This window comes from Nitrobacter winogradskyi, assembly GCF_006539545.1.
Classification (GTDB): Bacteria; Pseudomonadota; Alphaproteobacteria; order Rhizobiales; family Xanthobacteraceae; genus Nitrobacter; species Nitrobacter winogradskyi_A.
Window position 1 is genome coordinate 1 of the sequence record NZ_BJNF01000077.1, and the last position, 26,442, is coordinate 26,442.

A 26,442-nucleotide genomic window follows, 5' to 3' on the forward strand; every position below is an offset into this window, starting at 1 on the left:
GCTCTAAGAGTCTCGCTTTCGGTCGATCGAACCTTACGTCTTCCGGTAGCGACTAACCGGCAGTTCACAGTCTTGCATTATGCGGATGGCGGCGAGCGCATGGCGTTCCTGAAGGGACGGCGCCTCGCAGGGAGAGTTTTATGACCGGGTTCGATATTTTTGCGATTGCTGTTGTGGGACTCGTGATCCTGACGCTGCTGGCCGGCGTCAAGACCGTGCCGCAAGGCCACGACTGGACCATCGAACGGTTTGGCAAGTACACGCGAACGCTCGGTCCCGGCCTCAATCTCATCATTCCCTATATCGACCGCGTCGGCCGCAAGATGAACATGATGGAGCAGGTGATCGAAATTCCCCAGCAGGAGGTCATCACCAAGGACAACGCGACTGTCACGGTGGACGGCGTCGCCTTCTACCAGGTGTTCGATGCGGCCAAGGCGAGCTACGAGGTGGCGAACCTCACCCAATCCATTGTGACGCTGACAATGACCAATATCCGTTCGGTCATGGGCTCGATGGACCTCGACCAGGTGCTGTCGCATCGTGACGAAATCAACGAGCGGCTGCTTCGCGTCGTGGATGCCGCGGTGACTCCGTGGGGTTTGAAGGTCAACCGTATCGAGATCAAGGACATCGTGCCGCCTGCCGACCTCGTGCAGGCGATGGGCCGCCAGATGAAGGCCGAGCGCGAAAAACGCGCCGACATCCTTCAGGCCGAAGGCCAGCGCCAGTCGGCCATTCTCAAGGCCGAGGGCCAGAAGCAGTCACAGATTCTCGAAGCCGAAGGCCGAAAGGAAGCCGCTTTCCGCGATGCCGAGGCGCGCGAACGGTCAGCGGAAGCCGAGGCCGAGGCGACGCGCATGGTGAGCGAGGCGATCGCGAAGGGCGATGTGGCGTCGCTCAACTACTTCATTGCTGACAAGTACATCAAGGCGTTCGGGCAGCTTGCAAACTCGCCGAACCAGAAGGTCGTGATGCTGCCGATGGAAGCCACCAGCATGCTGTCCTCGCTGGCAGGCATCGGCGAGATCGCCAAAGCCACCTTCGGCGATAATGCGGCGTCGGCCTCTGCCGCGCGACGGGGAGCAATGCCGAATACCGGCTCAAAGGTGCCGCCGCCGGTGCCCCCGCAGGGATAGATCATCGGACGAGGGAGGGTTTTATGATCGACCTGTTGGCGTCGTTGGGAAACTGGAACTGGCTGATCCTCGGTCTCGTCCTGGTGGGTCTTGAACTGCTGACGCCGGGTGTGTTCCTGTTCTGGCTCGGACTGGCGGCATTTCTGGTCGGCGCGCTGTCGTTCGTGGTGGATCCGACCTGGCAAACCCAACTCCTGATGTTCGCCGTGTTCGCGGCCGCCGCGGTGCCGTTATGGCGTCGGATGGCGCGTCGGGAGTCGAGCGCCGCCGCCAGCCCGTTCCTCAACCGGCGCGCCGAAGCGCTGGTCGGCCGCGTCTTCACGCTGGAGAAGCCGATCGTGGACGGGACGGGCACGGTGCGGATCGACGACACGATCTGGCGGGTTGCGGGACCGGACGCACCGGCCGGCAGCCGGGTGAAGGTCGTGAAGGCGGACGGCGCAAACCTCACCGTGGCCACGGAGCCGTAGCAGGCGCCGGACCTCTCAGGGCGCGCTCTACCAAAGGGACCCGTCGGGTTTTCCTTTCGCTTGAACGCCGGTCAGGCCACACCCGCGCGCAGCAGGTCGTGCAGATGCACGATGCCGACCGGCTTTTTCCCCTCGGTCACGATCAGCGCCGTGATTTTCGACGAGTTGAGGATTTCAAGCGCCTCGCCCGCCAGAAGATCGCGGCCGATGGTCTTCGGATGGGGCGTCATGACATCGTCGACGCGGGCCGTCATCAGATCAGGTCTCATGTGACGGCGCAGGTCGCCGTCGGTGACGATCCCGACCAGATTTCCCTGGCCGTCAGTGACGCCGACGCAACCGAATCCCTTTGACGTCATCTCGACCAACGCATCCGACATCTTGGTCCCGAGCGGCTTCAACGGGATGGCGTCGCCGCTGTGCATGAGGTCACGGGTGTATTTCAACAGCGCGCCCAGCTTGCCTCCGGGGTGCAGCACGCTGAAGTCGATCGAGGTGAAACCGCGGCCCTCCAGCAACGCGATCGCGAGTCCATCGCCGAGCGCGAGTTGCATCAGCGAGGATGTGGTCGGCGCGAGGTTGTGCGGACAGGCTTCGCGCGCCTTGGGCTGCACCAGCGCGACATCGGCGGCCTTGCCCAGCGTGGAGTCGCGCTCGGCGGTCATGGCGATCAGGGGGATGCGAAAGCGTTTGGCATAGGTGATGAGATTCTTCATCTCCGGCTGCTCGCCCGACCAGGACAACGCCATGATGACATCATCGGCGGTGATCATGCCAAGATCGCCATGACTGGCTTCCGCTGCGTGCACGAAGAAGGCGGGAGTCCCGGTCGAGGCGAAGGTCGCGGCGATCTTGCGGCCGATGTGGCCGGATTTTCCGAGACCGGTGACGATCAGCCGCCCTTTGGCGTTGCGGATCAGGTCCGTCGCAGCCGCAAATGCGAGGCCGAGATCGGATTTGAGCGCCGCGGCAAGCGCAGACACGCCGCCAGCCTCCGCCTCGAAGGTCCGCAACGCGGACTCGATCGCGATGTTGGCCTGATCGGTCATGGCGGATGTCACCGTGCCTGATTTGAATGAGGTCATACTGGTTCCACGCTAGAGCGTTTTCGAGCGAAGCGGATGACCTGTTCGCGGGAAGAAAACGCGTCAAATCAAGATCCGAGAGCCTGGCTTCTGATTCCATCAGAAACTGAAAGGCTGGGACGCGAAGCAATGCTCTGTCCGAGCGGTGTGCTTAGCACGCCTGCTTGTGCGATGCGATGCAACTCCGCGTCCTCAACGGCCCGTTAACCATAATTGTTTTAACTCCATTAACGATAGTGCGCCCGTTTCGGGCGGGCACCGCAAGTATATATTTTTCTTGGAGTTTTCGGGATCGTGTTTTCCGATCCAGCGACGGGCTTTTGCCGGAGCGTACCGATCTGGCGCGCGGTTTTGACGTGCCTCGCTTTCATCGGTCCGGGATGCGTGACCGCCGAAGCCCAGACGCTGACCGGCGACCAGATCACGCCGCTTCGGGGCGGGCTGTTTCAGCCGCGGGAGTCTTCCTTGCGCCGGACCGGTGATGCCGACGGTGATGTGGCGTCGGCATCCTCAACGATGGCTCCCTCCCGCATCGGCAGGATTCCGGCCTACGATATTCCGGCCGCGACTGGCGTGGGCGATACGGGTTATGATTCGCTCAATCGCCGGCGCAAGGAGAAGAAACTTTATCCCGGCGCGCCGAAACCGAAGCAGCCGCCGGGGCCGGGCAACTTCATCCCCGTTCCGCCGCCACCGCCGCTATCGGTTCCGCCGTCATCGACCGCCCATACGACGCCGATTGCTCCGGCGATGGCCGGAAGGGTCGAGGGGCAGCCCGCGCGGCGGCGTCTGAAGCGCGATGACGATCCGTTCGGAGCCGTGGGTAATTATGTCGGCAGTTTTTTCGTGAAGTCGGCGGTGGAGTTGTGGGGCGGCTACAATACCAATCCCGGTCGCTTCAATCAGCCGAAGGGATCGGCGTTCTATATGGTCGCGCCGGAATTCGTGGCGGCGTCGGATTGGACGCGGCACTCTCTCCTCGTCGATTTGCGCGGATCGTTCACCGGTTTCGACAGAACCTTTCCGCCGGGAGTCGATAATCCGCCTCAGTCGGTCATCTCGGTGCCGACGGTCGTGGATCGGCCTGATTTCCTCGGCAGGGCCGTTGGACGTCTCGACGTCAGGCGCGATACCCGCATCAATTCGGAACTGCGGATGCGGATCGGCATCGACAATCCCGGCAGCCCGAACGTCCAGGCCGGTCTCGCCAGGTATCCGATCTTCGCCGTGACCGGGGCAACGGCCGGTATCGAACACGATATCAACCGGCTGCAAGTCTCGCTGCATGGATTCGCGGACCGCACCATGTATCAGAACTCGCTATTGACGGATGGCACATCGGCGTCCAATGCGGACCGCAACTTCAACCAATACGGCGCCGTGGGGCGCGTCAGCTATGATCTGCTGCCCGGTTTCAAGCCCTTTGGCGAAGTCGAGGCGGACGCGCGCAACCGCGACACGCCGGTCGATCGCGATGGCTTCCAGCGCGATTCCCATGGCGGCTACGCGAAAGTCGGGACCAGTTTTGAACTGACACGCTTGCTGATCGGCGAGGCCTCTATCGGCTATACTGCCCGCAACTATGCGGACCCGCGTCTCGACCAGTTGACCGGCCTGCTCACCAGCGGGTCGCTGATCTGGTCGGCGTCGGCGCTGACCACGGCGAGGTTCACCTCGGTGACTTTTGTCGATGAATCCTTCGTGCCCGGTGTCGCCGGCGTGCTGACCCGCTCCCACACCATCGAGATCGATCACGATTTTCGCCGCTGGCTGACGGGGATCGGCAGGTTCACCTATGCGACGCAGGAGTATCGGGGTTCAGAACGCTCCGACCAGATCTACTCGATCTCCGGCGATCTCATTTACAGGCTGAACCGGGAATTCCAGATCAAGGCGCAGGTGCGCCACGACATGCTGAGCACGAACATTCCCGGCGCAAACTCGGCGGCGACCGTGGTGATGCTCGGCGTCCGGCTGCAACGCTAAAAATATACCCTGGCGTTTGTCCTGGTGTTTCTGTTGGCGAATGAGCAACGACGCCTATTTCATCACCTCGCAAACCGTCGAATGATCAGGGCGGCGCAGGCTGCTGGCGGGCGTGGACACCAGGCTCCACCACGCATCCAGCGATTCGTAATCGCAATGTAATTTGACGGTCATGCCGTCGGCGAATTTGATCAGGTCATCAAAATGATGGTGAGGCACCGCGATCACGACAGGAATGTCGTTGCCGAGCGCGCGCTCGATCAGGTGGGAGAAGCCTCTGCCCTTACGCTCCTGCCGGCCAAAACGGTTGACGATCAGGATATCCGCGCCTGCGTCGAGCGTTGTCGCAATCCGTTCACCGGCGCTCGTCAACTGACCGACATCGAGCCGGCATCCTGCCGACTCCTGATCGAGGCTTTGATGGAGCTGAAGATGCTCGCCCGTCGGCATCAGCATGGCTGACAGGCCGGCATCGATGCAGTGGCGGCCAAGCTGGACGATGCCCACGGCGCGGTAGCCGCTCGCGTTCAGACCGGAAGCGAACTCATAAAGGACATTGTCGGGATTTTCTCCCTCCATATAGACCAGAGCGGCAAGGTCGCATTGGGCGTCGAACATGGTCCGCCTCCTTCAAGTTCGCGTCGCGTTCGTCATGATCCGCCGGCGGTGTGGAGATCCGAAACCACGCATTCGGCTTCTCCTCCCGTCATCGGCCTTATCGATATATCCGATTATATATCACGAAGGAAAAGGCGAGACCAGAGCGCAACTCGGGGGAGGGTGGCCTCACAGGATGGACGCGAGCGTCCGGGTTCCGGTTCGGCATGACGCCGCCGCGGCCACCCGATAACAAGCGCTCCGGATCAACGAGACTTGACGTTCCTGTCTCGTTCCGTGCTTTTTTTCGGGTGCCGGATATCGTTTCGCAGCGCCTCCAGCTCCTTGTGGACCGCGCTGGCGGCGTCGCGTTCGATCTTGCGATAGCGGGCAACCAGCGACACCCCGAACAGGGTGAGGACCGCGCCGCCTCCGTTCTTGCCGCCGGTCTGTCGCGCGACCGCCGCCTGCCGGCAGATGCGATTTATTTCATCGACGAGATCCCACGCGCGCTTGTAGGACATGTCCATGGCGCGTCCGGCGGCCGAAATCGAGCCGCAAGTCTGTATGCTCTCGAGCAGTTCAATTTTACCCGGTCCGATGCGGCCCTTGGGATCGAGATCGATCCGTAAACTCAGTGAGGGAAGTGATCTGTTGGACGAAGCCTGCATTTCATGCTCGGTGGTTCACGATCCAAGCCAACTGGAAACCGAACTATACATCATTCGACGGTGAACGTCAGCTTTCTATTGATCTTATCCGCCGCCGTGATGCTCCGGAACGCTCGCCGTCGGCAAGGTCGCGCACCAGGGTTTCGATGCGATCGAGGTTGTGCACGTGCAGGTCCCGCTTCGCGTTCGGAAGCTCGATTCCTTCCTTACGGAAGCGCTTGAGGATCTCGAGCCTCACCTCGTTGGCGGCGCCTGCGTCGATGCCGATGTGCGCCACATGAAAGAAGGCCGAGAATTCCAGCGCGTCGGGGCCGAAATTATTGAGAATTGCGAACGGTTCAGGTGACTTCAGGGCGCGGGGGTGGCGCGAGACGATCTCGAGCAGGATCGCAAGAACCTTGTCCGGGTCCGCGTTGCTGGAGGTGCTGACCGCCACGGACAGACGGGCCGAATAGCTGCCATGCATCCAGTTGACCACCTGACCGCTGATCAGTTCCGCGTTGGGCACGATCACCGAGACGTTATCATAGGTGGCGATCTCGGTGGCGCGGACGTTGATGCGCTTCACGACGCCCATGCGGGTGCCGACCTCGATGCGATCTCCGACCTTGATCGGTCGCTCTACAAGCAGAATCAGGCCGGAGACGAAGTTGTTGATGATGGATTGCAGTCCGAAGCCGATGCCGACCGACAGCGCGCCGGCCACGATAGCGACGTTCTGCAAGTTAAGTCCGACATACGACAGCGCGATCAGGGTCGCGAGAATGACCCCCGCATAGCCCGCGCCGGTGCCGATCGAACTGCGAACGCCGACATCGAGATTTGTTTCAGGAAGGAAACGCTCCTCCAGCCATCGCTTGAGCGCGCGTGTGGCGAAGACACCGATCGTGAGCACCGCAAGCGCGCCGAGAATCTGGGACGGCGAAATGGTGATGTTGCCGATTTGAAAACTGAAGAACGCCGACGACATCGACGTGACGACGTCGTCGGAACGAATTCCCCACGTCGTGAGGATAAAAAAGGCTGTAAGTCCGATCAGAGACAGCTGGATGAGGCCGCCGAGCACCGCGGCGATCTGGCGGACCGCGCCGCTTCCCAGGCCAGCGGTTTGCCGCAGAAAGCGGCCGATCGCGCCATTGAAAGCGAACGTCGTGTTGACGAGAACCGCCGAGAACCGGCTCAGGAGGATGAAACTCATGAGCGCGACGACCATTACGACCATTTCGATCGTGATGAACCGGCCTAATGCGACATACCCTGCGAGGGGTCCGATAATGGCGGCCATGGCCATCATCCAGCCGATCGGAATCAACAGTCGCCACGCGGATCTTTGCGCGGAGGAGGGGGCCGCCGATTCCTCCTCGGCTTCTGTGGCGGCCGCAACGCGCAGCGCGCCCATGAAGAGAAGCGCTTTCGTGGTCGCAAGTATCGCCTGGCTTGCGATCGTAAGCTCGATTGGCGATGCGATCGCCAGACTGAGCGCGTCGAGAACGATGCCGACCGCGGTGACCATGGCGAGCAGCACCGAGTAGGAGATCAGTCCGTCGGCCGCGGCATTGTCCAGTTCGATCAGGCGCCATGATGGGCGGCCAGGTGCGAGGACCGCGCTGGTCAGCCGGATAAAAAAGAACCCGAAGGTGATACCCAGAAACAGGGCCCGAACGATCGGCGTCACGTCGCCGGGGAGAACCTCGAGCGTCAGGAGCGCCTGGTACAGCACAAGCAGCGCGACGGCCGTAAGCGAGGTATCCGTGAACACGATCGCGGCCGCGGAACCCGTCTTTCGCAGCGCGCTGGGATTGGCGATCTCGGGATCGCGCGTCGTCCATCGTGACCACCAGCGCCTGCCCGGTGACAGGAAGAATCCGAGCACGACGATGGCGGCGATAACAAAGCCGGACGCGGCGCGAAGCGGCTGTGACGACAGGACGCGCCCCCATTTGGAGAGCAGATCGACCAGGCGACCGGCGGCAATCGGAGCTGCGTTCGCGGCCGTGAGCCAGAACGTGGGATTGACGAGGCTTGCGGAGCGCTGCAGCACGGATTCGTTAAATACCGCGCGCCGCCGATCGGAGATCGCGTCGATCGTTTGCTGGGCTCGCACGTTGATGAGCTTGGCCTGTTGAATGACGCCTTGCCTTGCGGCGATCTCGGCCAACAGTTTGGCCCGTTCGAGCTTCACCTCGTCAGGCTGCGGAGCGGTGGCTTCAGGACTTGGCGCGAGTTCGGCGGCGCGCGCGCTTGCCGCCTCCAGGCGAGGCGTAATTCTCGATATCAGCTCGCGTGCTTCGCGCTGCGCCGTCGCGGATCGATCCCGAAGATCGTTCAACATGGTGTCGTGAATGACTCTGGCGCGCAGCGTCGCCTCGACCTGATCGAGCGTCTGCTTCCACTCGTCGAGTTTCGACTGGGCTCGCGGAAACTCCGGCGCCGGGACGGACGGCAGATCCTCTGCGGGAGCAGGAGGCGCGGCGGGTGCGGCGGCCGGGCTTGCCGGCTTGCCGTTCCCGGCTGCCGGCGCCGTCGCGGCCGCCGCGGCATTCAGAGGCACCCAGGATAAGAAGATGATGAAGAAAATGGCCGCGCGAATTGTCTTCATGCTCTTTGCCTATTGAAACCGCAGAGGATAACGATGCAGCATTCCAGAACGGAATGGCGGAGCCGGTCGTAACGGCTTTCCGGTGCTGTCCGACCCGTGTAATGCGCGTGAAAGCGCACAAGTTCATTTTGCGGTACAATAGGTAGAAATCCGCCTATTGTGTGTAGGGTGGTTCAGTCGCCGCTGACTTTAGCGAAATGATCCGGTATCCCGCCTCTCGTCAATGCTTGACGGGAATGCTTTGACGAGGCCGGCTGGTGGGAAGGTCCAGGGTGAACGCCCGGCCGGCCTGCAGGCCAATCTGTCGCGGTCGGTCGGGTGTCGCCGTCGGTCCGTGCCGGCGCCTTCGGTCTATACAATTGATAAAATTAACATATTTCCTTGAGTGACTCACCTCACGGTTTCTCCCGGCTCAATGGATCAGGGTGGCGCATCGACACCGGCCGCAAGTTACGGCCAGCCCGAGGAGCCTCGCGATGACCGTCGTTCACGCTGAAACTGCCCGTCAAGTCTCCGCGATCCTGGCGGTCGCGACCATTCTGACCGCGCTGGCCAGCCCGAGCTTTGCTTTCACGGCTGAGGCACAACGACAGTGCACGGGCGACGCATTCCGCCTGTGCAGCTCCGAGATCCCGGATATCGGCCGGATCACCGCCTGCATGGTCAAGAACCGCCCCAGCCTTAGCTCGGGCTGCCGTGTTGAACTTGACAAAGGACTATCCGCGCGAACTCACCGGGTCGCCGCGCAGTAAACCGCTGGATTTGTCAGGTGTCATCTGTTGTTGCTCCCCCTTTTGCTCCCTTATAGTTAGGGAGGTGCGCTTACGACGTCCGCTGCATGGGCGCGGTCGGCCAGCCGAACTTCAGGGGATTGTCAAATGGCAGGTAGCGATCCTGGCACGCCCGCAACTCCGGCAGGGTCTGGCGCGGGCGACCATGCCTACGCGGCCGTGATGGCGCGGGCGCGGGCGCTGGTGCCGGAGCTGCGTGATAGGGCTGCCAGAAGCGAGGAGTTGCGGCGTCTGCCGCCGGAGACCGAGAACGAATTTCATGAGGCCGGATTATTCAAGATCCTGCAGCCGAGGCGGGTCGGCGGCCTTGAATTCGACTACGTTGCGCTGGTTGACCTTGCCGAAGCGATTGCCGTCGCCGACGCATCCGCGGCCTGGACGCTGGCCAACCTTGCGAGCCATCACTGGATGCTCGGCATGTTCGATCACCGGGCTCAGGATGCCGTCTGGGCGAAAGATCCCAATGCGTTGATCGCCTCATCCTTCGTGTTTCCTTCCGGTCGCGCCACCAAGGTCGAGGGTGGGTATCGCTTGCAGGGACGCTGGCCGTTTTCCTCGGGAGTGGACTGCTGCACCTGGAACATGCTCGCCGGGCACGTTTCATCCGATGACGAAGCTGATGGCATCGAGTACAGGATTTTCCTGGTCCCTCGCGAGCGCTATCGGATCATCGATATGTGGAACGCCGCGGGCCTGAAAGGAACGGGCTCGAACGACGTCGCCGCCGACGATGTCTTCGTCGAGGAGGCGATGACCCTGTCGGTAGCGGAGATCGCGGGAGGCCTGTCACCCGGCAGCGCCGTCAATCCGAATCCGCTTTATGCGCTGCCGGTCTTCGCGCTGTTTCCGTTCGTGCTGTCGGGGGTGGCGCTCGGCAACGCCCAGGGGTGTCTCAATGACTACATCGAGATCGCGCGGCACCGCGCAACCACTTTCAACCGCGCCAAGCTCGGCGATCTTCAGTCCACGCAGATCAAGATCGCCGAAGCATCCGCGAAAATCGACGCCGCTCGCCTGGTCATGCGCTCGATCTGCATCAGGGCGATGTCCGATGCGCGGCGCGGGATTGTCCCCGACATGGCGGTGAAAACCGGATGGCGGCGCGATGGCGCTTATGCCGTGACCTTGTGCACGGAAGCGGTGTCGTTGCTGTTTACGTCAAGCGGGGCGCGCGGATTATTCGCCGCCGCGCCGCTGCAGCGCCAGTTCCGCGATGCGGTCGCGATCAATTCCCATATCGCATTCAGCTTCGATGCTGCGGGTACGGATTACGGCCGGGTCGCCCTCGGGCTGCCGTCGCAGAATCTGACGTTGTGAGGCGTCTGATGACTGACGGTTCTGAACTTCCCGATCCGCCGGATCCGGCCCGTGAACTGGCGAGCGGGGAGTCGGCTCTCGATCCGCGCGACTTCCGCAATGCGCTCGGAACCTATGCGACGGGAGTCACCATCATCACGGCTGTCGACGAGGAAGGAACGCCGCACGGGTTAACGTGCAATTCGTTCGCGTCGGTCTCGCTGAATCCGCCGTTGGTGCTGTGGAGCCTCGTGATCTATTCGCGAAACATGAGCGTCTTTCAGAACGCCAGCCATTTCGCCGTCAATGTGCTCGGGGCTTCACAGCAAGAGTTCGCAACTAAATTCGCGCAGCCGTCGAGCCGGAAGTTCGAGGGGATCGACTGGAAAGCCGGTCTCGGCGGTGCGCCGCTTCTGGCGGGCAGCGTTGCGAACTTTGAATGCCGAACCGTCGATCGTTATTACGGCGGAGATCACGTCATCTTCCTCGGCGCCGTGGAAGCCTATAGCTATAACCGGGACGAGGCGCTGTTGTTTGCCCGCGGCAAGTATGGCCGCTTCGTTGGCGAATGACGGCCCGCTGGGCCAATACGGCAGCAGACTGAATTCCGGCGATGTCCCACGAGCCGGCACGTCGAATATCCTTGCCGCGGCATTTCCGACCTGACTTTCCTCCACCTCCGGGGCGGGTTCGTCGCCGCCCGTATCCTGCCGCGATTGAATGTCTGGGAGCACGATGGCCGATCCGATTCTGATTGTTGGAATACCCCTCGATTTCATCTTCTTTGCGTTCATCCTGCTCGGCATTGCGCTATTCCACCGGCATACGCTTCCGATCGCGTTGACCGGTCTCGCTGTGATCATCGGTTATAAGACAGGTTTCACGGGCTTCAGGTCCGGCGCGGGGTTGAGCGGCTTTGCCCATCACATGGCGCATGAATGGGTCATGCTGGCCAACCTGTTCCTGCTGCTGATGGGATTTGCGCTGCTGTCGCGGCACTTCGAGGAGAGCCGGATTCCCGACGCGATGCCAGCCCTGTTGCCCGATGACTGGAAAGGCGGCGTCGTCCTTCTCGTCATCATTTTCGTTCTGTCGAGCTTCCTCGACAACATCGCCGGCGCGCTGATCGGAGGAACGGTGGCGCGCCATGTCTTTCGAGGGAAAGTGCACATCGGTTATCTGGCTGCGATCGTCGCGGCCTCCAATGCGGGTGGCGCCGGAAGCGTCATCGGCGATACGACGACGACAATGATGTGGATCGACGGCGTCAGTCCGCTCAGTGTGCTCAGGGCGTATGTCGCGGCCATCGTGGCGTTCGCGATCTTCGCGGTTCCGGCCGCGATGCTGCAGCATCGCTTTTCGCCGATCGTGAAGGATTCGCGGCGCGGCGTGTGTGTGGACGGCGCGCGAGTCTTCGTCGTTGCGGTCATCCTCATCGCGGCACTGGCGGCGAATGTGACCGCCAATCTCAAATTCCCGGCGTTGCTGGATACGCTTCCCGTGCTCGGGCTCGCTGTCTGGGCGGCGATTTTGCTGACGGCCTTCTTGCGAAGGCCGGACTGGAAGGTGATGCCCGAAACGTTCAAGGGCACGGTCTTTCTTCTGGCGCTCGTGACCGCCGCCTCCATGATGCCAGTCGAGACACTGCCGGCGGCATCGTGGCAGACGACGCTTGGCCTTGGCTTTGTTTCCTCGGTTTTCGATAACATCCCGCTCACCGAGCTGGCGCTCAAGCAGGGCGGCTATGACTGGGGATTTCTCGCCTATGCCGTGGGCTTCGGCGGTTCGATGATCTGGTTCGGCTCCTCCGCGGGCGTGGCGCTTTCGAGCATGTATCCCGAGGCGAAATCCGTGGGGCTGTGGGTCAGGAACGGCTGGACCATCGCGGTCGCTTACGTTGTCGGCTTTTTCGTGATGCTGGCCATCCTCGGCTGGCATCCCGACGCGCCCCATTGAAGGCGAGGGCGCATCAGCCCGACAGCGTTGCGTGGCGCATGCGGCGCGTTTCGCCAGTTCAGGTTAAGCCGGTTTTCCGGTCGGGAAACACCCTAAAATTTCCGCAATGATGCTCAAGGTAACGATTTTGCAAGTCATTGAAAGTTACCGATTAGTTCAACCTGTACTGGAGTTATTAACGTGAGCGACCATTCGTCTGATCGGACTGCCGGTGAGCGCGATGACAAACTCCCTGAGACGGGGGACAGGCTGTCGCCCGGCGACAACAAGCCTCGGATCGCCCCCGCGACCGACGCTGAGACCGACGCGGAAGCTCCGGCGATCAAGGCGCTTCGGGGCGAGGCTGATGCGGAAGGGCAAGCTCGTGCGGTGGAGGTCTCTCCGGTCGGGCCCGAGGTTGAAGTCGAACATTCCAGGTCCGGCCTGCCGCGAGAACTCGGCAAGGCCATGGTCGTGACGCCGTTTCATGATGGGGGCTGGGATCGTGCGGCCAGTGATCACGGCCCGGCGGCAGCCGACGGCGCGCGAACCTCGAGCCGGTTCGGCAAACGGCGTCTCGCCGCCGTTGCGGCGATGGCGGCATTGGCCGCGATCACCGGTGCGATCGGCGGTTCGCTTGCCACCTCCGGCTTTCGCCAAGGCATCGCGGATGAACAGTCGTCAGCGGCTGCGGACCGCACTCAAGCCCTCGAAACCACGATCAAGCAGCTCGAATCCGAAATCGCCTCGTTGAAGACAGGCGTCGATCGCTCGGCCAAGAATGAAGCGGGCCGGTTCGCCAAGGTCAACGATCGTCTGGACAAGATCGAGAAGGCGCAGACTGACTCGGCGGCAAGGTTGACGAAGCTCCAGGAGACGCTGGACAAGCCGCATTCGGCTGCGGCGCCGGCAGCACCGACCGCGCCAGCGGCGGCGACCGCTGCGGCGAACGTGACAGGCTCGATTCCAGTTGCCGAGCCGGTGCCGCTGCCGTCGCCAAAGCCCGGCATCGCGCGCCTGCCTACGGTCCAGGGTTGGATCTTGCACGACGTCATGGACGGCGTTGCCTTGATTGAAGGCCGGAGCGGCGTTTACGAGGTTCGCTCCGGTGATCCAGTCCCGGGGCTCGGCCGCGTCGATGCGATCCGCAAACAGGACGGTCGCTGGGTCGTCGTGACCAGCCGAGGCCTGATCGGAGCACGCTGACACGATCTCCGTGCCTTGCAACAGGACGAGGCGTTGTGGGGAGACGTGGCATTTGTTTTAATGCCGTGTCTTTGAACTATTCTTGCAAGATGTAGCGCGGTCATAATCGCTTAGTTTTTGGCAAGGTGGCGGTCCGCTAAGCGCGCCGGGTGAAAAATCCGGGGCAGGAATTCATTGACTGCGCCGCTATATATGCGTCAATATGCCGCTACGTTACTTACCTTTACTCCCGGTATCGATATATTCTAAAAAATATATCGTATTTTCCGGGGGTGATTATGATATTGTCGATGAATTGCATGAGCAGGAGCGCGCTCCTGTCGTCGGTCGCAATTATTGCGATGACGGTCGGCGCGGGCGCGCAAGATCGTGAAGAGGATCGTAATCATCAGGGTCGTGACGGAGTTTATCAACTCGGCGAGATCTACGTTTCCGGTGGAGGGCGCACCGGAAGCGGCAGCGGAGGCGGCGTCGGCGGCTCGACGGTGACGCGCGAGCAGACGTGGACCTTCGACAGGCAAACGCTTGACCAGGCGGTGAACCTCGTGCCCGGTGTTAACGGCACGCTATCGGCCAATGGTCAGCGGAACGAGACCGATATTTTCGTGCGCGGCTTCGGCCGCTGGCAAGTCCCGTTGATGATCGATGGTGTGCGCGTCTATCTTCCGGCCGACAACCGGCTCGATTTCAGCCGTTTCCTCACCGGCGACATCGCCGAAATCCAGATTCAGAAGGGTTATTCTTCGGTGCTCGACGGGCCGGGCGGGATGGGCGGGGCCATCAACCTGGTGTCGATCAAACCGGTCAAGCCGTTCGAGTCTGAACTCAACGTCAGCTCGATGTTCGACAATCGCGGAGCATTCCAGGGCTGGAACAGCTACGCGCGGATCGGCTCGCGCCAGGAGAAGTTCTACGTTCAGGGCAGCGTCAACCAGCTCGACCAGGATTTCTGGTCGCTGTCGCGCGGCTATTCGCCGTACCCGGCGCAAGGCCCTTACGCCGGCTCGCTCGAGGACGGCGGACGGCGCAACGGTTCAGATACCCACGACTGGCGAATTAACCTTAAGGCGGGTTACACGCCGAACGAAACCGACGAATACAGCATCAACTATATCAAGCAGTCCGGCGCCAAGGGCGCGCCCCTGAACGTCTACAACAATCCGCCGTCGAGCCAGAACAGCTTCTGGCTGTGGCCGAAATGGGATGTCGAGAATCTGTCCTTCCTGTCGCATACGCAGCTCGGCGACGCCTCCTATGTCAGGACCAAGCTTTTCCATAATAGGTTCGACAACGTGCTCTCGGCGTATGATGACATCACCTATTCGTCGCAATCGAACAATGGACGCTTCAACAGCTTCTATGCAGACAGCGCGCGTGGCGGCTCGGTCGAGGCCGGCACCGAATTGATCCCGATGAATACCCTGAAGGGGACGTTCCATTATCGGCAGGATTTCCATGCCGAGTGGAATCACAACCGGCCGACCCATCCGACGCTGGCTGATCTGGAGCCGAGGCAGAATCAGGCGCAGACGACATGGTCGGTCGCGGCGGAGGACACTTTCCACGTCACCCCGAACTTCGATCTGGTGGGAGGCGTCAGCTACGACAGATACCAGATCAACAGGGCCGAGGAGTGGGACAGCGCCGGCCGGTTCATCTATGAAAACCCGAAGGGCGGCGCCGAAGCCCTCAACTGGCAGACGGCAGCGATCTGGCGTTACAACGAAACCGGGCAGGTTCATTTCAGCGTATCCGACCGCGCGCGTTTTCCAACCATCTTCGAGCTTTACAGCCAGCGCTTCGGCAACGCGATTCCAAACCCCAACCTCGGTCCCGAGCGCGCCACCAATTACGAGCTTGGCTGGAAGGGTCAGATTGTTTCCAACCTGAAGGGAACGGCGGCGATCTTCTACAGTGACGTACGGGATCTGATCCAGGCGGTTCGCGTCAGTCCAACTCAGTCGCAGACGCAGAATATCAACCAGGGACACTTCTACGGATTTGAGGCATCGCTCGAAGCGCAACTCTCCGCGCAGTTCATGCTCGGCGGCAACTACACCTTCATCGAGCGGAACGTCAGCGACGTATCCATCCCCGGCTTCAGGCCCGTCGGCGTGCCGACCCAGAAGGCGTTCATCTATGCGACATGGCGGCCGATCGCGCCGCTCGCCATCACGCCGAGTCTGGAGGTCACGAGCGACCGCTGGAGCGATGTCTTTGTCGGCACTCAGGCTCAGAACGCGCCGATCCGCGCCGCGTTTCCTGATCTCTATATCCGAACCGGAGCCTATACGCTCGCCAACGTCAACGTGAACTACAGGTTCACCGAGAATTTCGACGTGGCGGGCGGCGTGAGAAACCTGCTCGACCAGAACTTCGAGCTTGCGTGGGGGCTGCCGCAGCCGGGACGCACCTTCTACCTGAAGGCGCGGGCCACATTCTAGAGCATTTTCGCTTCTGATTGAATCAGAAGCGAGCTCTAGATTGTCGTTTGACGCGCTTCTTCATGCGAACAGGTCATCCACCCTCGGGTCAAGTCCGACGGCATGCTTCGCTCGAAAACGCTATAGCTTAGTGCGGTGGTCGCGGCGAGGAGATGCACGTCAGCCCTCCGGCGTGCATCTCCCAACGGCGCGATGCTGATCGTTTCCGTTTGAACGTATGCCCACTCATGTGCGGTTGCTGCGCGGACAGATACGTTATATTCATATAAATATAGATTTGGTGATGGGGACGGGGAGGGAATCATGCGCAGGAAGATGTTATGGGGTCCGGTGCTGGGTGCGCTGGCCGTCGTCATTGTCGCAGTAGGGTCGACCGAAGCGCAGGAGGCCGCCCAGCCTGCCTGTGCGGCGCCGGTCGCGCCGACAGGTGAACTGGCGCCCTGGACTACGCCGTTCCCGTTGCAGGCGGCCGGCAGCGAGGAGGGCATTTCAAGCGCGAGCCTGCCGGTCGGCCGGGCCGCGCGCCTGACGTTGTTGCAGACGCCGGAGGTGCGCTATCCGCTGCGTCCCGAGAAGCCGGGCGGCTCGGTCAGCCATGGCGGTCTTGTACGGATCGATGTGCGCGAAGCCGGCACCTACCGGGTGGCGCTCGACTCAGCCGCCTGGATCGACCTCGTGCGTGATCAGCAGGCGTTGAGATCGACCGCGCACGGGCATGGACCGCACTGCACCGGGGTTCGCAAGATGGTGGATTACTCTCTCACTCCAGGTCCTTACATCCTGCAGATATCGGCCAATGGCCAGCCGCAGATGACGGTCCTGCTCGCGCGCTTGCCCTGATCCCGTGCAGATCCGGCGTTTCTCGCGTCCGTTGCTGTCAGCCGGGCTGCTGCTGATCATATCGTTGTCAGCCGCGCTGCCGATGGAAGAAGCCTCGACATGGCGCTGGACGCTGCCGGCCGGCGTTTCGGCGCCACCGATCCCGGCCGATAATCCCATGACCGCTGCCAAGGTCGAGCTCGGGAGGCGTCTGTTCTACGACGCCGATCTGTCGGTTGACGGCACCATGTCCTGCGCCACCTGCCACGTGCAGAAGCACGCTTTCGCCGATAGCACCCGCACCCGCCCCGGCGTGACCGATGAACCGGGGCGACGCAATGTTCCCGGGCTCGCCAATGTCGCATGGTTCACGCCGTTGAACTTCGCGGACCCGGCAGCCGCGACGCTTGAGATGCAGGCGGCGACCCCGGTATTCGGCACTCATCCGGTCGAGATGGGCATGGCGGGGCGTGAAGCCGAGATCGGCAGGCGGTTCGGACGCGACAGCTGCTACCCGACGATGTTCGCGCGCGCCTTTCCCGACAATGGCGGTCGCATCGACTTTCCCAATGTGGCGCGCGCCCTGGCGAGCTTCGAACGCACGCTGATCTCCTACGGCAGCGCCTGGGACCGGCAGCAGCTCGGTCCCGAAGCGCAAGCTGGTTCCGCGCTGTTCGCCCGCGATTGCGCGAGCTGTCATTCAGGAGCGAACTTCACGGATTTGACCATGCACCGTCTCGGCCCGGTCGATCCCGCGCTGGCCGATCAGGGGCTGTTCGAGAAGACGGGGATCGACACCGATCGCGGCAAGTTTCGTACGCCCTCGCTGCGCAACGTCGCGCTGACCGGCCCCTGGTGGCACGATGGATCGGCGCGGACGCTTGATGAGGCTATCGTCAGGCACCGGCTGACGCACGACGCGGGCGAGGTGGCGCAGCTGATCGCTTTCCTCAAGGCTCTGTCCGATACCGAATTTACCGGGCGCAAGTCGCTCGCCATGCCTGAAGAGGCCTGCGGCAAGCGGCTGTGAATAGCCCCGGCCGGAGGCTTGTTCACCGATCGGCTGTACGCGTCGGCTGCGCGAGAATGATCCGCGCCATTGATCGCCATGGTCAGTGATAGCCGCCGGCCGCGTGATTCATGATGAGTTCTTGCTGCCACGCTGCGGCGGCTGGGGATTGTTTTCGGGATTCGTGTCGTATTTGGATATTCGCGTAATGAGCCCGCCGGCGGCGAGCGGTTGCAGATCGGACTCCAGACTGTCGGCGATCTCCCTGGCATAGACCTCCTGATCGTCCACATAGAGCGTGAAGGATTTCAGGTATTTTTCCTTCTTCGCCGGATTCTCGATCGTCGCCTTGGTCCACTGGTAAAGCGGATAGCCCTCGACGCCGCGCTCTTCCGCCGTGGCGACGTACTCCGAAAAGGCGTCGAACTGCGATTTCGGCACGGCGCGATGTCTGGCGAGGATCTCGAAGAGACGCGTCAGCGCCGGGTCTTGCGCCTTTCTTCGTATCGATTCCGAGATCGCCGGATCGACGACATCGAACCGGACCTGATACTGCCATTGAGGAACCATGTGCTTCCACGCTCCCTGATCGCGCCCTCGGCATAAAGCCTAATGTTCGCGTATCATGATGTCCAGCAGCCGATCCACCTGCAATCGGTCCACGCGGCCGTTGAAGAGGTTCAGCGCTCAACCTTGCTTTTTCGGAACGGAGGAACGACTTTAAGCGCATGAGCCAGCTTGCAGAGAAGTCGTGTGTCACGCCCGCGGATGCGGCCGCGCCCATTCCGTTCGACAACACCTATGCGCGGATGCCCGAGGCGTTTTTTGAGCGCGTGAAACCGGCGGCGGTGGCGGCGCCGAAGCTCCTGCGCGTCAATGACGCGCTGGCTCGGCAACTGCGCATCGATTCGGCGTTCCTCAAGAGCCCGGAGGGTGTCGCTGTTCTGTCCGGCAACGAGATCGCGCCTGGATCCGACCCCATCGCGCAGGCTTACGCGGGGCACCAGTTCGGAAGCTTCGTGCCCCAGCTCGGCGACGGCCGGGCCGTCCTGCTCGGTGAGGTCGTGGACGCTGCGGGCAAAAGATTCGACATTCAGCTCAAAGGCTCTGGCCAGACCCGGTTCTCCCGGCGCGGCGATGGCCGCGCTGCGCTTGGTCCCGTCATCCGCGAATACATCGTCAGCGAGGCCATGGCCGCGCTCGGCATTCCGACGACACGCTCGCTCGCCGTGCTGCTGACCGGCGAACAGGTCATGCGTGAACGCGTACTGCCCGGCGGAATCCTGACCCGCGTTGCGTCGAGCCACTTGCGTGTCGGCACGTTTCAGTATTTCGCCGCGCGTGGCGACGTCGAAAACCTTCGCGCTCTGGCCGATTATGCCATCGCCCGGCACTACCCGGATGTACGCTCGGCCGGGGATCCTTATCTGGCTTTCTTCGACGTAGTCGTCGCAGCGCTGGCCCGGCTGTCGGCACGATGGATGCTTATCGGATTCATCCACGGCGTTCTGAACACCGACAACACCGCGATCGCGGGCGAGACGATCGATTACGGGCCGTGCGCGTTCATCGACGCCTATCGGCCTGACAAGGTTTTCAGTTCGATCGATCAGTTCGGACGCTATGCGTTTGAAAACCAGCCCGCCGCCGTGGCATGGAATCTGGCGCGGTTCGCCGAGGCCTTGCTGCCGTTGATAGCGGATGGCGGCGCCAAGGCGATTGAATGCGCGAATGCCTCGATCGCCGCCTTCGATGATCACTTCAATGCCGCGTATCTCGCAGGCATGCGCCGGAAGCTTGGCCTTGTCCGCGAGGTGGAGGGCGATCTCGAACTCGCGTCTGATCTCCTGGCCCGGATGGCGGAGAATGGAGCGGACTTTACGTTGACTTTCCGCGCTTTGTGCGGGGCCGCCGCCGATGCGAAAGGGGATGCGGAGGTGAGGGGGCTGTTCGCAAACCCTTCCGCTTTCGACGAATGGGCCGGACGGTGGCGGCAGCGCCTGTCGCTTGAAGAACAGCCGGCCGAGATGAGGCGCACCGACATGCTTTCCGTCAATCCGATGTTCATTCCGCGCAACCATCGCATCGAGGCCGCCATTCGCGACGCGGAAGCGGGACGTTTCGAGACGTTCCACGAGCTCGTCGAAGTGCTGGCGCATCCCTTCGATGACCAGCCGAAGTTTGCCGACTATGCGAAGCCGCCCCGGCCGGAAGAGGAAGTTCGGCAGACTTTCTGCGGGACATAGCGGGCGGGCCTCGCGCAGGGATCGCGTCTCAATTCCTGTCGGCGCAACTTGCTTAAGTCAGGTACGGCGCGACGAGCCGGGCCTTGCGCGGGAACCCTTGCAACGTTCGAAAGTTGAAAGAGGCTTTCTCCCACCGAACCGCAACGTTCGTAGATCGAGTCTACGTACCGGCGACCTCTTTGTCATAACATCAATCGGCGGCGGACATACCGGATGACCCTTGATCGACGGGACCAGCCTGACCGCAAGCCGATCCCGCGCGCCACCTACCGGTTGCAGCTCAACAAGGATTTCGGATTCGAGCAGGCGGCGGCGCTTGCGCCTTATCTCGCCAGGCTGGGAATAAGCCATGTTTATTGCTCGCCCTATCTGCGGGCCCGCCCCGGTAGCACCCATGGCTACGACATCGTCAGCCACACCGAGCTGAATCCGGAGTTGGGCGACACCGCAGCCTTCGAGCGGATGGTTGCCGCGTTCCGGACGAACGGTCTCGGCCAGATCCTTGATTTCGTCCCGAACCATATGGGAGTGGGCGGCGCGGACAACCCGTGGTGGCTGGACGTGCTTGAATGGGGACCGGATTCGCAATTCGCGGGCTGGTTCGATATCGACTGGGAGTCGGATCGCCGCTACCTGCAAGGCAAGCTGCTTGTGCCGTTTCTGGGCGATCAATACGGCGCCGAGTTGCAGTCGGGCGCGCTCCGCCTGAGGTTCGATGCCGAAGCCGGCTCACTCGCTGTGTGGGCATATGAAACCCACAAGCTTCCCATTTGCCCGCTTCATTACGAACGGGTTCTCGGTGATCGTCATCCGGACCTGGAGCGCCTCGGCGACGCGTTCGCGCATCTCTCGACATGGCGGCCGCATATCGACCGCCGGGCTGCCGATCTCAAACTGGAACTGGCCGAGTCCGTTCGGGACAATCCCGATCTGGCGGTCGCGATCGAGGTCGCGGTGGACCGTTTCAACGGCGAGACCGGCGACCTGCAAAGCTGGTCGAATCTTGACGCGCTGATCCGCGACCAGCACTGGCGCGCGGCCCACTTCCGCGTCGCGGCCGACGACATCAACTACCGGCGTTTCTTCAACATCAATGATCTGGCCGGGATCCGGATGGAGCTTCCCCAGCTTTTCGACCACGCGCATTCGCTGGTGTTCCGGTTGCTCGAGCAGGGCGTGCTCGACGGAATCCGGCTGGACCACGTCGACGGACTTCTCGATCCGAAGGGATACTTTTCACGCTTGCGGGAGAAGGCGCCGCGTCCATTTTATCTCGTTGTCGAGAAGATCCTCGCCTCGCATGAAAACCTGCGCGATGACTGGGATGTCGAGGGGATGACCGGCTACGAATTCACGAACCTTGTGACCGGTCTTCTGAACGACCCCGCGGGTCAGGAGAATCTCACCCGCCTCTATGCCGATTTCACCGGTGAACAAGCATCGTTCAGCGTCATCGTCCGCGATTCGAAAATGCGGATCATGGAGAACGAGATGGCGAGCGAACTGAACGTGCTGGCGAGGGAAGCAGCCAGAGTGGCGCGCTCGAATCCGCGGACCGCCGACTTCACCAACAACGTCCTGCAGCGGGCGCTGAAGGAAATCATCGCGGTCTTCCCCGTCTACCGCACCTATGTTGACGGACGCAGCGCGCCCACCCCTGCCGACCGTCGCGACATCGATTGGGCGCTGGCGCAGGCCCGCCGCAATGGCGCCGCCCTGGACCCCAGCGTTTTCGACTTCCTCCATCAACTCCTGACCTGCGATCTCGTCGCCGGGCCACGCAGCGGCTTCAGCCGCGTGGAGGTGGTCCGTGTCGCGATGCGCGCGCAGCAATACAGCGGCCCCGTGATGGCCAAGGGCCTCGAGGATACCGCCTTCTATCGCTACAACCGGATGCTGGCGCTGAATGAGGTCGGCGGTCACCCCGACCAGTTCAGCGTAAGCGTATCCGCTTTCCATCATGCCAATGCGCAGCGGGCGAAACGAACGCCGCATGCCATGCTGAGCACCGCCACGCACGACACCAAGCGTGGCGAGGATACGCGGGCGCGTATGGCGGTGCTGTCGGAGATGCCGGACGACTGGGCCCAGCACGTTGCGCTCTGGAGCCGGATGCTGCGGGCGCGCAACGCAGGAGCCGGGGAGGTCGCGCCGCCCGACCGTAATGACGAGTATGCGTTCTACCAGCTCCTGCTCGGGGCATGGCCGGCCCAACTCTCGGCGGGCCAGCTTGATCCGGAGGAGGTGGACGCCTTTCGCCAGCGGATCGAAGGCGCGATGACGAAAGCCTTGCGCGAAGCCAAGGTCCACACGACCTGGGCCGCGCCAGACGCCGCATACGAAGACGCCGTGCTGGAGTTCATTCGCTATGCGCTGGACACCTCGCGCACCAATCCCTTCCTGGAGTCTTTTTCTGCATTTCAGCAGCGCGTGGCCACCCTTGGCGCTCTGAACAGCCTCATTCAGGTGGTGCTGAAGCTCACGGCGCCCGGCGTGCCGGATGTCTATCAGGGCGCGGAGCTCTGGGATTTCAGCATGGTCGATCCGGATAATCGTCGCCCGGTCGATTACGACATCCGGAGAACAGCGCTGGCATCCCTGGAGTCCGGCGAGGGCGATCTTCCGGAGCTTCTGGGAGACTGGCGTGACGGCCGTTTGAAACTCCGCCTCATTGCCGAGACCTTGGCGCTACGCCGACGCGAACCCGACCTCTTCATGAATGGCTCCTATGAAGCGCTCCACGCCACAGGGCCGCAGGCCGATCGCCTCTGTGCGTTCATGCGCGCGGGCGAACATAGCGCGCTGGTGACCGCGGTAGCTTTGTACCCGTCCCGTAGGCATCAAGCAGACGCATGGGACGACTGCACCCTCGCTCTGCCATCCGAAGCCGCTCCGCAACAATGGACCGAACTGTTCAGCGGACGTGAACTCACACTCTCGCAAGGATCGCTTCTCGCTCGCGACCTGTTCGCCAGCCTCCCGGTCGCGCTGCTTACGCCTTCCGCTTCAGATTCCACCAGAAGCGGAAAGGCTCTGGCGGCGGAGCCCGTGATAGTCTAAGAAATCATTGCAATAGTAGAAGTCGAGATATCCCCACGAATAGACATCAGCCCTATCAGTCTTGAATGGAAGGCGCCGCGACAGCGGCTCTCCTTTCTTGTCCGTTGTGAACTCCATCGTTTTCTTCAACAACAACGAACCCAGGCGGTATTCGCTTATCATGCCTATTTTCAGCTACTTCATCACAGATCTGGCCGAGCGCAAATCGAAACCCATCAAGGTCCCCCTGCAGAACCACGAGGAGGCCGTGATGTACGGAAATCTCCTGGCTCGCGAGATGCTGGGTGACACGCCCGACCTCCCTGATAACGGGATGTGCATCACCATTCTTAACGACGAGGGCGAAACCGTTTCCATCCTGCCTTTTGGTTCCGTGAACTGATCCAAAGATACTGATCGCGAACGTCATGGGCGTTCGTTCGTCGAGCGTCAGGATCGCTTGACAGCGGATGGCATGCCGATGGCTGAGAGCACATCGGCATGTTGTCTTCGCAAGCCGCTCGCTTATCGATCTCCCGCCTTTATGGGTGCGTTGCGGATCGGTTTATTAAAGTAGTTCTAGAATCTCCATATTTTGACGCCTTCTCTTCACGCGAGCCAGTTCAAGGGCACGTTGCCGGTCGATACCGCCTGGTCGAGGTGATGGCGACGGCTCGCCACATCGAGCGTGTGCAGGTCGTGACGGGCTTGTGCCGGGACGGCTGGCCGCCGCGCTACGCGGCGAGCACGTCGGAACGATCATTCATACCGGCGCACATCAGGGCTGAGTCCGGCTCTGGCTATAATGGATAACCCGGCCGGCTCCCCGGTCGTCGATCGTGGGGGAGCCGTTCACGCATGTGAGTCTCGGAAATGGCTCAGCCTTGAGCCATGCGATCGCCGGATTCCACCAGGCGATATTGATTTTCGCTGAAGCTTCCCAGGGTGGCGAGGACGATCGATTTGATCGAAGCCTCGGCCTTCAAGAGCATCTCTTCAAATTCTCCCTCGGGCGTGGATTCCGCGACCACGCCGCCTCCCACGCCGATGGAGAACCGCCCATCAGCCAGTACGATGGACCGGATCACGATACTCAGATCGGCGGCGCCGTCATCGCCCAGCCAGCCAAGCGAGCCGGAATAGATGCCCCGGGCGCGCTGCTCCAACTGATCGATAAGCTCCACAGTGCGGAATTTCGGCGCTCCCGTCATTGATCCGCCCGGAAACGCGCCGCCGCGCAGCACATCAATGAGCGTATGCTCCGGCTTCAGAACGCCGCGTATCGTGCTCACGAGCTGGTGGACGGTCTGATACGTTTCGACCTCGAACAGGCGCGAGACCGATACGGTTCCGGTCTCGCAACAGCGTGATAGATCGTGACGCAGGAGGTCGACGATCATTCCATTCTCGGCCCGGTTCTTTCGGCCAGCCCGCAGCATTTCGGCCAGTTTCTTGTCCTCCACCGGATCGGTGGCGCGCCGGATCGTTCCTTTGATCGGCTTTGCTTCGATGTTGCCCTCGGTATCGACTGCAAGGAATCGCTCCGGCGAGGCGCTGAGGATGGCTCCGCCGGGCCATTTGAGAAAAGCAGCAAACGGGGCGGGATTGACGCTTCGCATTGCGCGGTACACCCGCAGGGGCTCGACCGTGGCGGGGCAGGACAGCTCGCTGGTCAAACAGACCTGATAAGTTTCTCCTTGCGCGATCAGGTCGAGACAACGGGCGACCTTGGAATGATAGTCCGCTCGTCCATCCTTCATGAGGAACGCGAGCGGATGTGGGTCAACCACGTCGGGAGAATTCAGCGGCGGGCGGCTAGCCGATTCGATCCGCTCGAGCGTGGAGCGAATCCAGTCTTGCGCGCGGCCGGCTTCCTCGGGACTGTCGATCGCGCATACGTAGGTTTTCCCATCACGATGATTGACGGCGATGAACCTGTCCGGGCGGATCCATAAGGCGCCGGGTGTTGCAGCCCGCCGCGTGGTCGGCGAGCCGCAATCATGTCGCAGCTCGTAACCAAACCATCCGACATGACCGCCGGCAAAAGGACAGGGCGGCGCCGATTGCGGCCGGCCTGGCTGCTCCCTTTGAAGGTACTCGAATATATCGGCGTTCTCTGTCCGGCGGCCACGAGCATCCTCGATAATGATCTGCCGGTCGATGCTGCGATACTGCACCGTCGCCGCATGGGGTCCTGATGCGTCTCCTATGTATGACCATTGCGACAGCGGGGATCCGGCAAGATTGCTGTCGAGCCAGAAGGCGAAAGGCTGGTCGGCAAAGAGTGAACAGAACACCGCCTCGGTGTCGATCGCGCGCGGGATTTCGAGCCAGAATGCTTTGCGGGCCGTCGCGACAGGCGGCATGGCGCGCCGCTTGTTCGTCCGTGGTGGCGGCGGCGTTGAGGTTCTAGCCGTGAAACGCAACGAAAGGTCGCGAAAGTTTTGTAGCAGGACTTTGCCGTCTTCGGTGAGGAATGATTCCGGATGAAATTGAACACCCCATTGCGGCCGTCCGTGACGGGCGATGCCCATGATGAGGCCATCCTCGGTCCAGGCAATTTCCTCAAGAGTGGAGGGAAGGGGACGCTGGACTACGAAGGAGTGATAGCGGGCAGCGTTGAACGAGGGCGGCATGCCGGAGAAAAGGCCAGACCCCTGATGCTGGATTTGGGATGTATGTCCGTGAATGAGCGAGGGAGCCCGCGCCAACGACGCGCCTGCCGCGAGGGCGAGACCCTGATGTCCCAAACAGACGCCAAGCAAGGGAACAGTGGCCGATTCGATCGCAGCCTTCGATAAGCCGAAATCGGCCTCCCGGTCGGGTCGCCCCGGGCCCGGCGAGATAACGATATTATCGAATCGTTTTCCGGAGAGTTCGTCCCATGTCACCGCATCGTTGCGGACGACCAGGGGATCTTCCTGGTTTATATCTGCGATCAAGTGCACCAAGTTGTAGGTGAATGAATCGTAGTTGTCGATTATCAGCGTCCTCACCACACGACCTCGGCATGCACTGGTTCCCGCCGGACGGGTTGGCGGGAATTGATCGATCGGAAGTGATCGCAGGAAGAGTTAAGTACGAACATTTATCCGCGAAGTCTCGCATTC

The 26,442-nt window shown here is 61.8% G+C and carries 20 protein-coding genes and 1 pseudogene; 15 read left to right on the top strand and 6 right to left on the bottom strand.

From position 1 onward, the window contains the following. Positions 1–140 precede the first annotated feature (140 nt). Entirely contained in the window at positions 141–1,139 is a 999-nt protein-coding gene (locus NWI01_RS13710; protein WP_141384406.1) for an SPFH domain-containing protein, read from the top strand. Positions 1,140–1,162: 23 nt separating this feature from the next. Beyond that, entirely contained in the window at positions 1,163–1,609 is a 447-nt protein-coding gene (locus NWI01_RS13715) for an NfeD family protein (protein ID WP_141384407.1), read from the top strand. Positions 1,610–1,680: 71 nt separating this feature from the next. Here NWI01_RS13715 and NWI01_RS13720 read toward each other — a convergent pair whose 3' ends face one another. Then, the gene (locus NWI01_RS13720; RefSeq protein ID WP_141384409.1) at positions 1,681–2,694 is read right to left on the bottom strand and encodes a KpsF/GutQ family sugar-phosphate isomerase; all 1,014 of its coding nucleotides are present in this window, start codon (positions 2,692–2,694) and stop codon (positions 1,681–1,683) included. Between the two features lie 294 nt (positions 2,695–2,988). Between NWI01_RS13720 and NWI01_RS13725 the strand changes: the two genes are divergently transcribed. Further along, positions 2,989–4,680 (top strand): outer membrane beta-barrel protein, encoded by a 1,692-nt coding sequence (locus NWI01_RS13725; RefSeq protein ID WP_141384411.1) that lies wholly within the window; start codon positions 2,989–2,991, stop codon positions 4,678–4,680. Between the two features lie 54 nt (positions 4,681–4,734). On the opposite strand, the gene NWI01_RS13730 is transcribed toward NWI01_RS13725, so the two are convergent. The 3 genes from NWI01_RS13730 to NWI01_RS13740 form a co-directional block, all read right to left on the bottom strand. Further along, on the bottom strand, positions 4,735–5,298 hold the full coding sequence (locus tag NWI01_RS13730) for a DUF2478 domain-containing protein (protein ID WP_141384413.1): 564 nt from the start codon (positions 5,296–5,298) through the stop codon (positions 4,735–4,737). Between the two features lie 245 nt (positions 5,299–5,543). Continuing rightward, positions 5,544–5,948 (bottom strand): winged helix-turn-helix domain-containing protein, encoded by a 405-nt coding sequence (locus NWI01_RS13735; protein ID WP_141384415.1) that lies wholly within the window; start codon positions 5,946–5,948, stop codon positions 5,544–5,546. Between the two features lie 67 nt (positions 5,949–6,015). After that, positions 6,016–8,547, bottom strand: a complete 2,532-nt coding sequence (locus NWI01_RS13740; RefSeq protein ID WP_141384417.1) for a DUF3772 domain-containing protein — start codon at positions 8,545–8,547, stop codon at positions 6,016–6,018. A 476-nt stretch (positions 8,548–9,023) separates the two neighbouring features. On the opposite strand from NWI01_RS13740, the gene NWI01_RS13745 reads away from it, so the two are divergent. The 8 genes from NWI01_RS13745 (at position 9,024) to NWI01_RS13780 (ending at position 18,068) form a co-directional block, all read left to right on the top strand. Further along, positions 9,024–9,299: a hypothetical protein gene (locus tag NWI01_RS13745; RefSeq protein WP_141384419.1), complete on the top strand. Its 276-nt coding sequence runs from the start codon at positions 9,024–9,026 to the stop codon at positions 9,297–9,299. Between the two features lie 126 nt (positions 9,300–9,425). Beyond that, entirely contained in the window at positions 9,426–10,655 is a 1,230-nt protein-coding gene (locus NWI01_RS13750; RefSeq protein WP_141384420.1) for an acyl-CoA dehydrogenase family protein, read from the top strand. 8 nt (positions 10,656–10,663) lie between these two features. Continuing rightward, positions 10,664–11,206, top strand: coding sequence for a flavin reductase family protein (locus NWI01_RS13755; protein ID WP_141384422.1), 543 nt, complete (start codon positions 10,664–10,666; stop codon positions 11,204–11,206). Positions 11,207–11,369: 163 nt separating this feature from the next. Further along, positions 11,370–12,590: a citrate transporter gene (locus tag NWI01_RS13760; protein WP_141384424.1), complete on the top strand. Its 1,221-nt coding sequence runs from the start codon at positions 11,370–11,372 to the stop codon at positions 12,588–12,590. Between the two features lie 180 nt (positions 12,591–12,770). Then, positions 12,771–13,775 (top strand): hypothetical protein, encoded by a 1,005-nt coding sequence (locus NWI01_RS13765; RefSeq protein ID WP_141384426.1) that lies wholly within the window; start codon positions 12,771–12,773, stop codon positions 13,773–13,775. A 299-nt stretch (positions 13,776–14,074) separates the two neighbouring features. After that, positions 14,075–16,219 (top strand): TonB-dependent receptor plug domain-containing protein, encoded by a 2,145-nt coding sequence (locus NWI01_RS13770; protein WP_244613766.1) that lies wholly within the window; start codon positions 14,075–14,077, stop codon positions 16,217–16,219. Positions 16,220–16,522: 303 nt separating this feature from the next. After that, a complete protein-coding gene (locus tag NWI01_RS13775; RefSeq protein WP_141384430.1) occupies positions 16,523–17,059 on the top strand; it encodes a hypothetical protein in 537 nt (178 codons plus the stop codon). Positions 17,060–17,063: 4 nt separating this feature from the next. Further along, positions 17,064–18,068, top strand: coding sequence for a cytochrome-c peroxidase (locus NWI01_RS13780; RefSeq protein ID WP_244613767.1), 1,005 nt, complete (start codon positions 17,064–17,066; stop codon positions 18,066–18,068). 108 nt (positions 18,069–18,176) lie between these two features. Here NWI01_RS13780 and NWI01_RS13785 read toward each other — a convergent pair whose 3' ends face one another. After that, the gene (locus NWI01_RS13785) at positions 18,177–18,617 is read right to left on the bottom strand and encodes a hypothetical protein (protein WP_141384431.1); all 441 of its coding nucleotides are present in this window, start codon (positions 18,615–18,617) and stop codon (positions 18,177–18,179) included. A 158-nt stretch (positions 18,618–18,775) separates the two neighbouring features. Here NWI01_RS13785 and NWI01_RS13790 point away from each other — a divergent pair, with 158 nt between their 5' ends. From NWI01_RS13790 to NWI01_RS19660, 4 genes and pseudogenes are all read left to right on the top strand, one after another. Further along, positions 18,776–20,293, top strand: coding sequence for a protein adenylyltransferase SelO (locus tag NWI01_RS13790; RefSeq protein WP_141384433.1), 1,518 nt, complete (start codon positions 18,776–18,778; stop codon positions 20,291–20,293). A gap of 213 nt (positions 20,294–20,506) precedes the next feature. After that, a complete protein-coding gene (gene treY / locus NWI01_RS13795) occupies positions 20,507–23,353 on the top strand; it encodes a malto-oligosyltrehalose synthase (RefSeq protein WP_141384435.1) in 2,847 nt (948 codons plus the stop codon). A 160-nt stretch (positions 23,354–23,513) separates the two neighbouring features. Then, a complete protein-coding gene (locus tag NWI01_RS13800; protein WP_141384437.1) occupies positions 23,514–23,735 on the top strand; it encodes a hypothetical protein in 222 nt (73 codons plus the stop codon). A 222-nt stretch (positions 23,736–23,957) separates the two neighbouring features. Then, a pseudogene (locus NWI01_RS19660) lies at positions 23,958–24,120 on the top strand (molybdenum storage protein subunit alpha); the annotation flags it as partial. 90 nt (positions 24,121–24,210) lie between these two features. Here NWI01_RS19660 and pabB read toward each other — a convergent pair. After that, positions 24,211–26,328 carry an aminodeoxychorismate synthase component I gene (pabB, locus tag NWI01_RS13810; RefSeq protein ID WP_141384439.1) on the bottom strand — a complete coding sequence of 706 codons (2,118 nt, stop codon included), beginning with the start codon at positions 26,326–26,328 and terminating at the stop codon, positions 24,211–24,213. Positions 26,329–26,442: the final 114 nt, after the last annotated feature.

Bases quoted from the DNA above. Each gene is read 5' to 3' on its own strand.
- NWI01_RS13710 (WP_141384406.1), top strand. From the start codon at position 141: ATGACCGGGTTCGATATTTTTGCGATTGCTGTTGTGGGACTCGTGATC.
- NWI01_RS13715 (WP_141384407.1), top strand. From the start codon at position 1,163: ATGATCGACCTGTTGGCGTCGTTGGGAAACTGGAACTGGCTGATCCTC.
- NWI01_RS13720 (WP_141384409.1), bottom strand. From the start codon at position 2,694: ATGACCTCATTCAAATCAGGCACGGTGACATCCGCCATGACCGATCAG.
- NWI01_RS13730 (WP_141384413.1), bottom strand. From the start codon at position 5,298: ATGTTCGACGCCCAATGCGACCTTGCCGCTCTGGTCTATATGGAGGGA.
- NWI01_RS13735 (WP_141384415.1), bottom strand. From the start codon at position 5,948: ATGCAGGCTTCGTCCAACAGATCACTTCCCTCACTGAGTTTACGGATC.
- NWI01_RS13740 (WP_141384417.1), bottom strand. From the start codon at position 8,547: ATGAAGACAATTCGCGCGGCCATTTTCTTCATCATCTTCTTATCCTGG.
- NWI01_RS13745 (WP_141384419.1), top strand. From the start codon at position 9,024: ATGACCGTCGTTCACGCTGAAACTGCCCGTCAAGTCTCCGCGATCCTG.
- NWI01_RS13750 (WP_141384420.1), top strand. From the start codon at position 9,426: ATGGCAGGTAGCGATCCTGGCACGCCCGCAACTCCGGCAGGGTCTGGC.
- NWI01_RS13755 (WP_141384422.1), top strand. From the start codon at position 10,664: ATGACTGACGGTTCTGAACTTCCCGATCCGCCGGATCCGGCCCGTGAA.
- NWI01_RS13760 (WP_141384424.1), top strand. From the start codon at position 11,370: ATGGCCGATCCGATTCTGATTGTTGGAATACCCCTCGATTTCATCTTC.
- NWI01_RS13770 (WP_244613766.1), top strand. From the start codon at position 14,075: ATGAGCAGGAGCGCGCTCCTGTCGTCGGTCGCAATTATTGCGATGACG.
- NWI01_RS13775 (WP_141384430.1), top strand. From the start codon at position 16,523: ATGCGCAGGAAGATGTTATGGGGTCCGGTGCTGGGTGCGCTGGCCGTC.
- NWI01_RS13785 (WP_141384431.1), bottom strand. From the start codon at position 18,617: ATGGTTCCTCAATGGCAGTATCAGGTCCGGTTCGATGTCGTCGATCCG.
- NWI01_RS13790 (WP_141384433.1), top strand. From the start codon at position 18,776: ATGAGCCAGCTTGCAGAGAAGTCGTGTGTCACGCCCGCGGATGCGGCC.
- treY (WP_141384435.1), top strand. From the start codon at position 20,507: ATGACCCTTGATCGACGGGACCAGCCTGACCGCAAGCCGATCCCGCGC.
- NWI01_RS13800 (WP_141384437.1), top strand. From the start codon at position 23,514: ATGCCTATTTTCAGCTACTTCATCACAGATCTGGCCGAGCGCAAATCG.